Genomic DNA, 14,141 nt, shown 5'->3' with positions numbered 1-14,141 from the left:
GCTGAAAATCTCCTGCCCTCACGGCTTTTACCTTACCCTTTTGCTTCTTCCAGCATTTGTTCCAGATCTTCACGACTGAAATGGTATTTTTGGCGGCAAAAATGGCAGACGGCTTCAGCTTGTCCGTCTTCCTCGATCATGTCCCGGAGCTCCTGTTTGCCGAGGCCGATCATGGCAGAAGCAAATTTTTCTTTGGAGCAGGTGCATTCAAACCGTACTGCCATTTTCTCCAATATCTGCACATTTTCTTTGCCGAGCAGATTTGCCAATATTTCTTCCGGCGAAAGCCCCTCGCGGATGAGTTCGGAAATCGGCGCGGTATCGGAAATTTTATTTTCAATTTCCGAGATGACTTTCTCGTCTGTTCCCGGCATCAACTGGATGATAAACCCGCCGGCAGCCAGAATCGTGTTGTCAGGATTGACCAGCACCCCGACACCGACTGCAGATGGCACTTGTTCGGAAGCGGCAAAATAATACGTAAAATCTTCGCCAAGCTCGCCGGATACAAGCGGAACCTGGCCTGAAAAATGCTCGCGCAGTCCGAGGTCTTTCACAACGGTAAGCGTCCCGTCTGTCCCGACTGCACGCCGGACATCCAGCTTTCCTTTTTTGTTTAAATCAAAATGGGTTTGCGGATTGGTAACATAGCCCCGGACTTCCCCGTGTGCATTCGCATCTACCAGAATGACACCGATCGGGCCGCCGCCTTCCACTTTGATCGTAATTTTTTCATCCCCCTTCAGCATGGCCCCCATCATCGCCCCTGCTGTTAACGTTCTGCCCAGCGCGGCGGAAGCCGTCGGCCAGGTGTAGTGCCTCCGTTGCGCTTCTCCAACGGTTTCCGTTGTTTCCGCAGCGTATGCCCGGACCTGTCCGTCATACGCTAATGCTTTAATTAAATAATCCGCCAAAAGAAAAATCCTCCTTTAATGCTGTAAGTTTCGGTTATAAATCAAGTGCAACCCTTTTAAAGTCAAAAATTGGTCGACAATATCAATGCTTTTTGATTCTTTTGCAATGAGGGGCGCATGCCCGCCTGTTGCAATGACGACCGGGTCTTTTTTACTTTTTGCTTTCATTCGGGACACGATACCTTCAACCTGCCCGACATAGCCGAAAACAATGCCTGCCTGCATGGCGCTGACGGTGTTCCGGCCAACAATATCATCCGGGCTCGCGATTTCTATCCGGGGCAGTTTTGCCGCTCTCGAGTACAGGGCTTCCGCCGAGATGCTGATGCCCGGCGCAATGGCTCCCCCCATATACTGCTTTTCCTCGTTAATATAACAATAAGTAGTTGCTGTCCCGAAGTCGACAATAATTAACGGGCTGCCGTATTCGTGGATGCCGGCGACTGCATTGACAATCCGGTCTGCCCCGACCTCACGCGGATTATCATATTTAATGTCGAGCCCTGTTTTAACCCCCGGGCCGACGATCAGCGGCGAAACGTGGAAATATTTGCTGCACATCCGCTCCAGTGCGTACATGATCGGGGGCACCACAGAAGAAATAATAATGCCGGTAATATCTTTAAAGTGAATGCCGACATGGCGGAACAAGGCTTTCATGGACATGCCGTATTCGTCTTCTGTTTTATCCCTTACTGTTTGAATGCGCCAATGGTATTTTAATTCATCTTTATCGTATACACCTAATACAATGTTTGTATTCCCAACATCGATCACCAATAACATTATGCTCACCACTTTGTTTTTCTGTTTAGTTTTTATGCAACCATCATACCATAATCTCCGTGATTTAGAGAATGCTTTCATTTGGTTCCCGCTGCCATAAAAAAACACCGCCTTTTTTTCAGACGGTGCTTTTTAAAGTGGTTTTACACAATAGTGAACTACCCTCCACTTATCAACCTTACGGTTTGATTGAAGTGGGGGCTTCTCGACTTATCGTTGCTTTTCCTAGCCAACGAAAACTGACCGAGCTAACCCTCTCGTTCCGAAAGTTTTGTTACTTATGATAACGCTAATAATATCAAAACCTTTGGCTAAAGTCAACCGAAATTCATCTCCCGCCTACTCATTGGTGCGATTCGCACCTTCACATTCCTTGAGGATGGGAGACTTCTTTCGGAAAGACGTTAAAGCTGGTCATCATCTGCCGGTCTTGACGGCCCCAGTTTCCCCGGGCGCTTTTCTTCCGGCATCCCGTTATCCGAATTATTTCCGGCACCTGGATCCACTTCTTTTATGCCGCCCTGCTTCGGCTGCAGGTTCACGCGCGGCTCGGTCCCGCCGATTTCAGCCGGATCCTGTGGCTTCGCAGACGGTTCTGGCAACGTGCCGTGTTCAAACAGATGCTTGATTTGTTTTGCATCCAATGTTTCCACTTCAAGCAGCGTTTTTGCGATCAGTTCCAGTTTATCGCGGTGTTCGAGCAAGATCTGCCGTGCCCGTTCATAACAGGTTTTGATGATATTTTGAATTTCCGTATCAATTTCGTAAGCAATTTTATCGGAATAATTTTGGTCATTGTTAATGTCTCTGCCCAAAAATACCTGGCCTTGCGAAGAACCGAACTGGAGAGGACCGAGCTTATCGCTCATCCCGAATTCAGTTACCATCCTTCTCGCAATGCCGGTTGCGCGTTCAAAGTCGTTGGATGCGCCCGTTGACACTTCACCGAACGTAATCTCTTCGGATACACGGCCGCCAAGAAGCCCCGTAATCTTATCGAGCAATTCCGGTTTTGTCATGAAGTAACGGTCTTCCTTCGGCACCATCATCGCATACCCGCCGGCCTGTCCGCGCGGCACAATGGTCACTTTCTGGACAATTTCCGCTTCATCGAGCACGAGCCCGATAACGGTATGCCCAGATTCATGGAAGGCCACAATATTGCGTTCTTTTTCTGAAATGACCCGGCTCTTTTTCGCCGGTCCGGCAATGACGCGGTCTGTCGCTTCATCAATGTCCTGCATGTCAATTTTTTTCTTGGAAGCCCTCGCCGCAATCAACGCTGCTTCATTGAGCAGGTTTTCCAAATCGGCTCCGGAAAAACCCGGTGTCCGCTGGGCAATCGCTTTTAAATCGACGGACGGGTCAAGCGGTTTATTGCGCGCATGGACACGCAGTACAGCTTCACGCCCGTGGACATCCGGCCGGTCAACCGTAATCTGGCGGTCAAAACGCCCCGGCCGCAGAAGTGCAGGATCAAGAATATCCGGGCGGTTTGTTGCCGCAATAATGATGATCCCTTCATTGGCGCTGAATCCGTCCATTTCAACAAGCAGCTGGTTCAACGTCTGTTCGCGTTCATCATGACCGCCGCCGAGCCCTGCACCACGCTGGCGCCCGACTGCGTCAATTTCATCAATAAAGATAATACAAGGCGCGTTCTTCTTCGCATTTTCAAACAAATCACGTACCCGGCTTGCACCGACACCGACAAACATTTCGACAAAATCAGAACCGCTGATGGAGAAGAAAGGAACCCCTGCTTCACCTGCAACTGCCCTTGCCAGCAATGTTTTACCGGTTCCCGGAGGCCCGACAAGCAGTACGCCTTTCGGTATACGGGCACCCAGTTCGGAAAACTTACGCGGATCTTTTAAGAATTCGACGACTTCGACAAGTTCCTGTTTCTCTTCATCCGCGCCGGCAACATCACGGAAACGGACTTTCTTTTTGTCGTCATTGTAAAGCCTTGCTTTGCTCTTCCCGAAATTCATGACACGGCCGCCCCCGCCCTGTGCCTGATTCATCATGAAGAAGAACAGAATGAAAATAATCACGAACGGAATAATGGACGTTAGGAAAGAAACCCATCCATTCGTTTCTTTTGCCTGGAGGACATCGACTTTCACTTTTTGATCGTGCGCCGCTTTATCGATCCGGTTCAGCATGGACTGGTCATCCATGACATACGTAATAAACTGTTTATTGCCGTCTTTCAGCAGGCCCCGGATCTCATAAACGCCCCTTGAAGGCTGCGTTGTTATACTCTTTACACTGCCATTATCCAAATAAGAAACAAATTGATCATAGGATATCGTTTCCGTCGTTTCGTTGCTGCGGTTAAAAAAACTTACGATCCCGATCAAGACGACAAATAATAATACGTAGAAAATTGTATTTCTGAAGATCCGATTCATTCCTTACCTCCTCCCACGGTCTTAAAAAACTATATTCAATAGTACTATAGTGGTTTTTAATTTAACAATATTTTGCACCCGTTTTTCATCTTTTTTTCACAGACCGTCTGCTTTTCCATACATATAGCCTGAATTTCACAAGGATAGTCCTCTTTTTCCGGAATTCTTATTCCCCCTCATGGGTATAAACAGCCGGCTTCAGGATGCCGATATACGGAAGGTTGCGGTATTTTTCCGCATAATCAAGGCCGTATCCGACAACGAATTCATCCGGGACAATGAAACCGACGTAGTCAGCCTGGATGTCCGCTTTCCGTCCCGATGGTTTGTCGAGCAATGTGACGATTTTAATGGATTTTGCTTTCCGGTAGCGGAACAATTCAACCAGGTAACTGAGCGTCATCCCGCTGTCAATAATGTCTTCAATAATCAAGACATCGCGCCCTTCCACCGAGGTATCCAAGTCTTTTAAGATTTTGACTTCCCCGGATGAAACAGTGGAATTCCCGTAGCTCGATACGTCCATAAAATCCATTTCCAAATATGTATCAATATGCTTGACAAGATCGGCCATAAACATCATGGCGCCTTTTAATACCCCGATTGCAAGCGGAAATCTGCCATCATACTCCTTCGTCAGCTGCTCCCCCAATTCCTTTACTTTTCGCTGGACTTCCTCTTCTGCAATTAGGATTTTTTCAATATCCTGATTCATCTTGCGATTGCCCCCTAGAAGTTGTTTGCTTACAATAGTGCACGACATAATAGGTTTCATCAGGTAAAATAAGCCCGGATTCAAATTTTGCTTTTTTCAGATTCGGAAGCCACAGGATGTTCCCTTTTGAATCGGTTACAACCGGCCACAAATCCCGCTCCGGCTTTGAAATTTTCTCATCAATAAATATATCTTTTACCTTTTTTGAACCATTTAGTCCTTTTGCTTCAATTCTGTCCCCCGGTTTCCTTGTACGGACAATAAGGGGGAGAGAAGTGTCGTTTATGTGTAATAATAGCATATTCTTTGGCAGGGATGAATATGAAATTTTGCTTTTTACAAGCTTTATCGTATACCCGTTCGGCAGATCAATCTTCATCCCTTCATCCAAGACGTATTGATATGCAGAACGGGCGGGGCGGCGCCCGAAAGAAAAGGCCATGCGCCCGTAATCCCTTACAGCCTTTAATCCGCCGGGGAGATCGGCGCTCCCGGACGGATTGGAGCCTGAAGCCAGTTTTAAAACGGCATCTGTATGTATCGCTGTGACGTCTTTTATGTCTTCATTGTAAAGATATTTTAATATTAGATGAATCGCCCGCCTTTGTAAAGGCATAGGCATCTCTTTGAACTTCCGGAGATCGAGGGTGCAAGTTCCGGGCCCTGTTTCCGCCATCTGCTTTAATTTCTCCTGCGCCAGCCCGTAAAGATAGGTTTCATCTTCCAAAAGCTCTTCACTGAATCTTTGAAAATGCAAATGGGCCCGCGGGTTTTCTTTTTGTAGAAAAGGCAGTACGGACGCGCGAAACCGGTTTCTTGCAAAGGCGGGGGATGCGTTGCTTTCATCGGTGCGCGGCTCCAGATGATAATGGGCGCAGTAATCTATGATTTCTTTTTTGGCCGTGCCCAACAGCGGGCGGATGATGTCACCCTTTGCAAACGGCCGGCGAAACGGAATGCCTGCCCTTCCCTTTCCGCCTGCGCCCCTGGTAAGCCGCATAAGCACCGTTTCCATCTGGTCATCGCCATGGTGGCCCAGTACAACTTTATTGGCGCCGGTTTTCTCCATTGCTTCAGCGAGAAAAGCGTACCGGTATTTTCTCGCTGCCTCTTCAATGCCAAGGCCTTCTTCCTCCGCTTTTTCCAGCACCGGGATTTCTGCCGTTTCACAACCGATACGGCAAGATTCACAGAAGCTTTTGACAAACAAAAGGTCTTTACGGGACGCTTCCCCTCTTAGCATATGGTTGACATGGGCGGCTGTTATCTTTACACGGAAGCGCTCTATCCGCGAAGTGAGAAAGTGGAGGAGCGCAAGGGAATCCGGCCCGCCGGAAACCGCTACGAGCAAATGGTCTCCCGCCTCAATCAGCTGGTGTTTCCTGATAAAATGGAATACGTTGTCCTCAAATGCGAGCATAAAACCTGTCCTTTTCGGTACCGTTTTGTTATTTCCATTGTAACACGGGCATTTCCAAATTTCTAAACATATTCCGCCTTGAGAATGGGTGCCGGTGTATTTATCCTGAACATTTATTTCCACCCCTTTGGCGCTGATCTTGCCGCATGGACGTTTTCGTAAAAATTTGCGCTGGCATTTTTAAACGGCCGGAAATTTGCGATGCTTTTCTTTATAAAAAGGCGCCTGTCTCAATAAAACATGTGATGGCCATCCTTGCCCGTACCCGCATGTTGCCGCTGCGCGCATCTTTTCGCCCATGCTGAAATCCCGGACAAGGAGCCGCCGCATGAACCGGCATAAATTTGTGGATATTTAAAAAGGGATGCTGGTTTGTCCGTAAGTATAATACCAGTATAACATAGAGATCATCAAGATGATCATCATGGCAGCCACGAACCTTTTAAATTTTCGGAATCTGCGCCTTTTTGAACGAGACTGTCCGGGTTTTTGTTTTTCCGGCCTGTGCGTTGTTTTGGCTTTCTTCTTTTCTCCGTCCGCAGTCAGCAGATTAAGCATGTCCTGCCTCATTTCAAAAGCTGTCTGGTATCCACCCCCCAGCGCTTTCCGCAGCACCGCCTCAAATTTGCACAGCCCGGCATGTTGCCTGACCGCCGCCATCAGCTGCGGGAAGCCATTTGCCTGTTTTTTTAAAAACCGGTTCGGATAAGCGAGATTGATCATCACCATTGCGGCGGAAAACAAATCATAGGAGGGCTCGGCTTTCCGCGATCCCAACCCCCAGTAACCCCTGTCAAAAAACTCCGTAAATTCTTTTACAGAACGCCCGATCTTTGTCATCCCGCCCGGGTCAATGCAGCGGATCCTGTTTCCAGGCGTCCCGACCAGCAAGTTTTCGGGCTTCAAATCCCCGAAAATCCATCCCTGTTCATGCAAATGCTGCAAATCGGAAAGAAGCTGGATCACAAGCACTGCCGCCCAGGAAAAACCTTTCCCGGAAACAAAGGAAAGCAGGTCCGGGCCTTCTATATATTCCATGACATAAAAGGGAATGACCTCCCGCCCGCGTTCCCAGTCATCCGCTTCCAAAAAGGAAGGCCCGAGGGACTGCCCCCGGGCCTTGGATATGGTTTTTAGTACGCTGGACTCGGAGGCCACCTGGGCAGTGCTCACACCGGCTTTTAATGCAACCAGACCGGCCGCCGATTCCGCCAGATATACTGCGCCATTTGCACCGGCCCCAAGGCGCTTTAGCAATCTGTACCGGTTTTTATGCCATTTCCCCGTCACAACCGTACCCGGCGGATCATTAAATGGATTCTTCAAAGTATTGTCCGTCATCATGCGTATGATATCCCCTCAGCTTCCTTTTCCGGTCAAAATGGCGGATCGCCTCATGAATGGCCGGCCCTGTCGGCGTAATCCCGCCTGTCTGCAGTTTCGGAAATATTGCCGCCAGTGATTCCAGTTTCGGTGTCCAGTCAAGCAGTTTCTCCGTCTCTTTCCTTTTCCCAGGAAATATAAAAACTGAAAATTGGTTATTTCCCATCCGCGCATTCAGGCTTAAAGACAAATCAAGCAAAGCTTCTTTTACCGTCTCAAGCTTCGGTTTCATGCTTGCGCTTGTATCGACGAGCACAAGAATGTCCAAATCCACTGTTTCCCCCAGCTCATCCACCACCTCCAACACATCGCCGCGTTTTTCAGGCGGCAGTGCTTCAATGGATCCGTTACTTCCCAAAATGTGTTTTAATTCCTTGTTCACGATTCCCTGAATCGTCTGGGTCATCGCTTTCCGTGTGACCATTTGCACAGTTTGCGATAATTGTTTCGTATATACGATCTGGCTGACGCCGCCCCCTGACATGGCGATATTTTGAATTTCCGCTGCCCCTTTTTCATCAATGATATCCCGTTCCATGACGCCAATTACATTAATGGTTATGCCTGCTTCCCTTGCCAGTGCCGCAGCTGCAGCCGGATCACCCCCTTGGTTTGAACATCCGTCCGTAATCAGCAAAATTTGTTTTAAAGTGCCTGCATTCATCTTTTCTCCTCCTTGTCATTGACGGCATTTCTTGCGTTTTTACCATCATCGACAATCGGGAGAAAATATATACCGTTGCCTTCCGCTTCTTCTATTTAATTCCCGCTTTTCAGACATATCTTCGCTTGTAAAGTGCCCGCCTGAAATTCGGGCGCTTTATCAAGCAAACGTTCCAATCCTAACGAAATTCCCTTATCCGGCCGCCCGCCTCCTTTTCTATCCTGAAAAATGGTGCCCGTTGATGTCCATTCCTTTTCTCCTGTTGCCGCATTCATTGCGGCACAGGCTTCTGTCCTGAAAATGTGCGGCAGCTGATGTTCACCCTTTTGCCCGCCCTGCACGCTTTAGCATAGGTGCCCCGCCTGAATATTCAATTTTATCCTTTCCGTACCGCATTTTTAGCTGATCGTGGACACGTGCGCTGTTTATGCTTGCAGCCGCCGTTTTGGCCCGGCCGTTTCAGCACGTATCGCATTCAGTGTGGCACGGCATCTAAGAGATCATTTTTTTTCCTTTGCTGACCGGGATAGCCGCCCATTTCGGCGTATTGTGTTTGATTTTTGCAACGACGACCGTCATATCATCTTCAATTAAACCGGATCGCGAACGGATCACTTCTTCTATGAGCAGGTCGGCAATTTCCTGGGGATTTTCCGTTTCCAGCTCCCGGATTTTCCGCTTAATCCATAATTCCGGGTTTTCAATGTAACGCGGGCCTTCCAAAATCCCGTCACTCATCATGATTAAAATATCGCCGGCTTTCAGCTGCCGGGAAACGACATCCACATCAAATTCCTGGATCATGCCCATCGGCAAATTCCCGGATTCAATTTTGATCACTTTATCGCCGCGTTTGATAAAACTCGGCGTCGATCCGATTTTTAAAAATTTGCTGCTTGCATCCTGCAGGTCGATCATCGCCAGATCAAGCGTGGAAAACACTTCTTCCTGCGTCCTCAGCGCCAGAATGGAGTTCACCGATTTGATCGCAATTTTTTCTTCTATGCCCGATTCCAAAATCTGCCGCAAAAGCCTCAGTGTCTCATTGCTTTCGTGATGGGCGCGCTCGCCGTTTCCCATGCCGTCACTGATGGCAATGGCATACTTTCTTGAGCCAAGCTCGATCATTGAATAACTGTCACCGGATATAAAACCGCCTCCTTTTGCGGCATGCGCCACACCAGTGTCGACGACAAACGCCCTTGCCGAACGGAATGTCACATAGCCAAGCCCGCCCGACTGCGAACCGAACTCTTCTTTCTGGACAACAATTGTTTCCCCTAATATATCGGAAAGCATTGGCGCGATGATCTTTTCGCATTCGCCATAGCCACTGTACTGCGGTAAGGTTATATCAATGTCAATATTGCCCGACTCCAGGCTGTAAATTTCCACCTGGTCAATATCGAGCCCGAAGTCCTGTAATGACTCAAGAATCATTTCTTCCTGCCGCTGATGGTTCTCGCGCTCCCGCTGAATTTCCTTTGCAAAATCCCCCATGACTTCTGAAACGCCCTGCAGCTGTTCTGCGACGATTTTCCGGCTTTCTTTGATCATTTTTTTGAACTTTTGATTGGCCTGGTAAAACGTCAATTCCTGGTTGATCGCCTCTTCCACTTTTTGGGCCCTGACACAATGTTTCTCCAATTCGCGATGGACACGCCTCGAAACCGCTCCGTCCCTTTCACTCAGGTCCTCCATCGTCATTTTCATCAAATCATATGTCTTATCAAAGTTTTTCGCCCAGCACTGCTCTTTTTTGAAGCAGGTCTGGCATGTCCGTTCCGTAACATTGCTGAAAAAATAATCCAGATCCCGTTCGCGGTCCTCCTCTTCTTTCGTATGGTCATACTGCGAAAAGCTTTTGGACAGCGCCTGAAAAACGGACGAGAACTGCTCCACGCGGTGAACCGTCACATCGCGCACTTTCCTTAAATATTGCTGCTGCTCCTTCATATATTCGGCTGTCCCCGGGATATGCCGCGCCATTTTGGCCGTAAACGGGGACGGCGTTAAAAAGAAAAGGGCAATGCTCACGCATGTTTCATACAGCGCAGCGCTTAAAGACGCCCCGGCATCGCCGTACATCGTAATCAGCAGGGTGGCAACAAGCATCCCGGCAGCAGCACCCCCACGCTTCCCTTCTTTTAACAATCCGCACAGGAGCCCTGCGAACGCAAGCAGGCTCATTTGATAAAAGCTGGACACGTTGGCGAGACTGAAAATGAGGCCGGTCACAACCCCGACAGTGGAACCGACCGTCGCACCGCCGACAAACGCAAACAGCAGGACAAGATAGCGCGAAAAAATATGCTCGACGGACAGCCCGTTCACCGTCCAGCCGATTGTCCCGGTCAAAACGGACGCGAGCACAATGATGAGGCTGACGACTTCCTCCGTCTTTAATGTTTTTTTTCGCCTTGTTTGTGATAAGATTGGAATGCTTTGCATAAATATCATGGTAAGGATAAAGGTTAAGCACGATTCCACACCCGCCATCAGGCCGTCATAAAAAGAGAGCTGGAACTGCTGCTGAAGATAAAGATAAGCGCATTTTGAAACGAGCGAGACAGCAAAGATGTAAAAGGGCAGCACCCGTGTTTCCTCTTTATGGTATTTGCCGAACAACCTGAATACAAGAATAAAGAGGATGGTCGAAGCCAGCGTGTACATCCCGTTCGCAACGGATAATGTTAATCCGCCCGCAGTGAGGCCGAGCAGCGTGATGGGCGCCTTATCCCGTTTCATCACATAGACAGCTGCGAAAAAGGGCAATGCAAACGGCGTAAAATGGGACAAAATAAGGGCCCTTCCCAGCAAAAAGCCGATGATCAAAAGGCTGATGCCTTTTTGGATAAACAACGATTCAAATTTCCCCCGGAGCTGCTTCCACCCTTTCGCAAACTCTTTTTTTGTTTCCTCAAGATCCACATGCCCCCCCTGCTCGATCATTCCCCGCTCAACTTTCCCCAAATTCATCATAAACTCCCCCTCATCACTTTGATACAAGCAATTATAAAAGGACAAGTTTTAAAAGTTTGTCAAAATTCCAATGCAACACCAAAGAAAAGTTCGACTTTTTCCACAAATATGCGATGCATTTTACAATTTTTTTCAAAAAGAGAAGTTGACAAATGGGTGCAGTGCCGTTATTATAGAAAATGTGCTTTTTCATTTAAGCCATGGCGGCGTAGCTCAGCTGGCTAGAGCGTACGGTTCATACCCGTGAGGTCGGGGGTTCGATCCCCTCCGCCGCTATATTCGTTTTGAAAAAACCGGCCCGTTAAAGGCCGGTTTTTTTCGTGTGATTCGGCGATTTTTGTCCGAAACAGCAAAAAGAAAAAGCGGATCCGACAAACATTTCTGTTTGAACCGGTTCCGCCCTCCAATGAAAAGCAATGATACGGATATATGAGTCAACTAGACAGCAAGTTAGCCTCTTCTCGCGCCGCGGCCGCCGCGTTTCGATTCTGTATTTCGTTTGAGCGAAGACAGGCGATCTTCACTGTCTTTCAAAAAGCGCGCCATTTTGGATTCAAAATCTTCTTTTCCGCGGTTATTTCCCCGGCCATGCCTTTGCGGCCGATGGGAATGGGACTGGGATTGGGATTGCTGCGCCTGGTCTTTCGCCTTGCGGATCGACAAACCGATTTTCCCGTCTTTTTCGACATTCAGCACCTTTACTTCAACGATATCGCCGACTTTTAAATGGTCATGAATATCTTTTACATAGTTATCAGCAACTTCACTGATATGAACCAGCCCGGTTGAGCCGTCCGGCAATTCGACGAAAGCCCCGAAATGCGTGATGCCTGTTACTTTACCTTGTAACTTGCTGCCTGCTTCAATTGACATAAAAAAATTTTTCCTCCTTAAAAGATAAAAAAATCAACCTTTAACATATTATAACGAACATGAAAAAAGAGTGTCAATAAGACACGTCTTCTTCTTGGGCATTCTTTTTGGAATCAGGCAGATTAAAGATGATCTCCCCTTTTTTGGAAAGGAAATATTCGCTGCGGGCGAGTTTTGCAATATAGTTATCATCTTTCAGTTTCTTAATCTCGCTTCTAAGCATCGCCTGCTGCTTGTCAATGTCCCTTACCTGGTGCTCCAGCTTTGCTTTTTGTTCTTTTTTTGCAGCGAGCTGTGCGTTCCGTGAGACCAGGGTAGAGACGAGCAGTGCGGAAACAAGCACTGCCATAACACCGAAAAGCGCCAATCGCCGGAAAAGCAGCTTGCGCCTTCTTGCCAGTACTTTTTCTTTGACCGATTGCTGTTTCGTATAAGCATTGTCCATTGAAGCAATATTGCGTCCCAACATACTCCCTCCTAAAAAGCCCTAGGCAGAGCGGAAAGTACAGCCACCGGGCTTATCTTTTAAAAAACTTGCCGATCCGGTTTTTCAGTTTGATAAACTTATTCTGGATTGTTTTCCAAAATCCTGCCGTTTTCATAAAAAAACGGTCAAAAGAGACGCGCAGCGGATTGATGCGCCATAAAAAAACACCCAGTGCGGAAAACGGTTTAAGCCCGGTCTTTAATAACCATATTACCATTTTTGCCATCATTTTTACAATCGTATAAAGCAATCGCCCCGCACCGAGAAAAAGGGCAAACAAAAGAAGGACAAATCCTTTGGCCGGGCGGAAAACAAGAAGCCGGAACATGCCGGCTGTAAACCGGCCAGTGCGGCATGCTGCCTGGATGCACCATTCCAAAAGCTTCAAGTAACCGTTTTTGAATAATGCCTGGTAAGCGGCAAACCCGCACAAGAGAGCGATAAAAATATAAAACCGGACTTCCCCGGCGTTTACCAGGAACAGGACATAAAACAGCAGCAGGCTCTGGAACAGCCAAAAAAGGACATCATGGACAAAGACAACCCAGCGCTTTCTGTTCCGCCTTTGCAAAAAACGGTTATACGTATCAAGGGTGCCGCCAAAAAAGCTTCCCATCGCGATCATGGCAAGCATCGTATAAAATTGCACGCTCAGGCTCATCTAAACAGCTTGCTAAAGAGTCCCTTAGCTTTCTCCCCGTGATGGTCATCCAAATAAACAAGATCAAACACTTTCCCTTTTATCGAGACGACCCCTTTGTCAACATCCAGGTTTTTCATTTGCAAATTCTGCCCGCGGATGGCGAGAAAACCCATTACCGTTTCCAGCAAAAACTCCTCATTGTCAAAGCTTTCCACCTGTTTCACGCCGGTAATATCCAGCAGCTTGCGGCCGCGCATCATCACATCGTGTTCCTGGAGAACCGGTTTGCTGCCTTGCGGTGTATTATAAAAGTCACTCATCCTGATCCCCACTTTCCTTGTCCAAACTTTGTACTATACTATGCCCGTCCGGACAAAAAAAGACCAAAAGGGAACGGCACACGAAACGGAAGCACGGCCATGCGGAATTCGCGCGGCCCTCCGGAAACGCCTTCCCGCAAAGCTTCCATTCCGCAACTGCATCGGGCGTATGGCCCATCTCCCGCATATCCCGGGGGGCGCGTTTCTGCCAGAAAAATAAAAAGAGCGCCCATAGCCGGTTCACAGCTTCGGGACACCCTGAAACATTTTTATTCGTTGACCCGCGTTTCACTGATCATCGTGTACATGCCGGCGGCGTCTTCTTTTTTTGTCGACTCCCTTAAGTTCTCCACTTTCACCTTGACCACTTTCTGGCCGAAACGGATGGTCAGTTCATCCCCCGTTTTCACGTTTGAACTGGCTTTTGCCTGGACGCCGTTGATCTGGATTCTGCCCTGGTCGGCGACTTCTTTTGCAAGCGTACGCCGTTTAATCAGCCGCGAGACTTTTAAAAATTTATCGAGGCGCATTGTCGTG

13 protein-coding genes and 1 tRNA gene are annotated in these 14,141 nt (G+C 48.2%); 1 reads left to right on the top strand and 13 read right to left on the bottom strand.

Annotated elements, in window-relative coordinates; genetic code table 11:
- Nucleotides 1–32: 32 nt before the first annotated feature.
- The 8 genes from hslO to spoIIE all read right to left on the bottom strand — a co-directional run bounded on the left by hslO (nt 33) and on the right by spoIIE (nt 11,278).
- Nucleotides 33–914, bottom strand: coding sequence for an Hsp33 family molecular chaperone HslO (hslO, locus tag NST20_RS00295; protein WP_260832204.1), 882 nt, complete (start codon nt 912–914; stop codon nt 33–35).
- Between the two features lie 15 nt (nt 915–929).
- Nucleotides 930–1,700, bottom strand: coding sequence for a type III pantothenate kinase (locus NST20_RS00290; protein ID WP_019722070.1), 771 nt, complete (start codon nt 1,698–1,700; stop codon nt 930–932).
- Between the two features lie 404 nt (nt 1,701–2,104).
- On the bottom strand, nt 2,105–4,117 hold the full coding sequence (gene ftsH, locus NST20_RS00285) for an ATP-dependent zinc metalloprotease FtsH (RefSeq protein WP_029141883.1): 2,013 nt from the start codon (nt 4,115–4,117) through the stop codon (nt 2,105–2,107).
- 166 nt (nt 4,118–4,283) lie between these two features.
- The gene (gene hpt / locus NST20_RS00280; RefSeq protein WP_013858021.1) at nt 4,284–4,832 is read right to left on the bottom strand and encodes a hypoxanthine phosphoribosyltransferase; all 549 of its coding nucleotides are present in this window, start codon (nt 4,830–4,832) and stop codon (nt 4,284–4,286) included.
- The gene (gene tilS, locus NST20_RS00275) at nt 4,816–6,252 is read right to left on the bottom strand and encodes a tRNA lysidine(34) synthetase TilS (RefSeq protein ID WP_013858020.1); all 1,437 of its coding nucleotides are present in this window, start codon (nt 6,250–6,252) and stop codon (nt 4,816–4,818) included. The genes hpt and tilS overlap by 17 nt, the downstream gene beginning before the upstream one ends.
- A gap of 354 nt (nt 6,253–6,606) precedes the next feature.
- Nucleotides 6,607–7,596 (bottom strand): serine/threonine protein kinase, encoded by a 990-nt coding sequence (locus tag NST20_RS00270; protein WP_013858019.1) that lies wholly within the window; start codon nt 7,594–7,596, stop codon nt 6,607–6,609.
- Nucleotides 7,562–8,299, bottom strand: a complete 738-nt coding sequence (locus NST20_RS00265; RefSeq protein WP_013858018.1) for a VWA domain-containing protein — start codon at nt 8,297–8,299, stop codon at nt 7,562–7,564. The genes NST20_RS00270 and NST20_RS00265 overlap by 35 nt, the downstream gene beginning before the upstream one ends.
- 492 nt (nt 8,300–8,791) lie before the next feature.
- Nucleotides 8,792–11,278 carry a stage II sporulation protein E gene (gene spoIIE / locus NST20_RS00260; RefSeq protein ID WP_013858017.1) on the bottom strand — a complete coding sequence of 829 codons (2,487 nt, stop codon included), beginning with the start codon at nt 11,276–11,278 and terminating at the stop codon, nt 8,792–8,794.
- Between the two features lie 205 nt (nt 11,279–11,483).
- On the opposite strand from spoIIE, the gene NST20_RS00255 reads away from it, so the two are divergent.
- A tRNA-Met gene (locus tag NST20_RS00255) sits at nt 11,484–11,557 on the top strand.
- A gap of 174 nt (nt 11,558–11,731) precedes the next feature.
- On the opposite strand, the gene NST20_RS00250 is transcribed toward NST20_RS00255, so the two are convergent.
- From NST20_RS00250 to NST20_RS00230, 5 genes are all read right to left on the bottom strand, one after another.
- Complete coding sequence (locus NST20_RS00250) at nt 11,732–12,154, bottom strand: S1 domain-containing RNA-binding protein (protein WP_014096558.1); 423 nt, start codon at nt 12,152–12,154, stop codon at nt 11,732–11,734.
- A gap of 73 nt (nt 12,155–12,227) precedes the next feature.
- Nucleotides 12,228–12,623 (bottom strand): septum formation initiator family protein, encoded by a 396-nt coding sequence (locus NST20_RS00245; protein ID WP_013858014.1) that lies wholly within the window; start codon nt 12,621–12,623, stop codon nt 12,228–12,230.
- Between the two features lie 49 nt (nt 12,624–12,672).
- The gene (yabQ, locus tag NST20_RS00240) at nt 12,673–13,302 is read right to left on the bottom strand and encodes a spore cortex biosynthesis protein YabQ (RefSeq protein ID WP_207369394.1); all 630 of its coding nucleotides are present in this window, start codon (nt 13,300–13,302) and stop codon (nt 12,673–12,675) included.
- A complete protein-coding gene (gene yabP / locus NST20_RS00235; RefSeq protein ID WP_017553419.1) occupies nt 13,299–13,604 on the bottom strand; it encodes a sporulation protein YabP in 306 nt (101 codons plus the stop codon). Before yabP ends, yabQ begins: the two co-directional genes overlap by 4 nt.
- 269 nt (nt 13,605–13,873) lie before the next feature.
- The gene (locus NST20_RS00230; RefSeq protein WP_277613379.1) at nt 13,874–14,134 is read right to left on the bottom strand and encodes an RNA-binding S4 domain-containing protein; all 261 of its coding nucleotides are present in this window, start codon (nt 14,132–14,134) and stop codon (nt 13,874–13,876) included.
- Nucleotides 14,135–14,141: the final 7 nt, after the last annotated feature.

The organism is Weizmannia sp. FSL W8-0676 (assembly GCF_038593015.1).
In the GTDB taxonomy this organism is placed as follows: Bacteria; Bacillota; Bacilli; order Bacillales; family Bacillaceae_C; genus Weizmannia; species Weizmannia coagulans.
The sequence above is the reverse complement of the archived record's forward strand: the minus strand, read 5'-3'. Positions and strand labels throughout refer to the sequence as shown.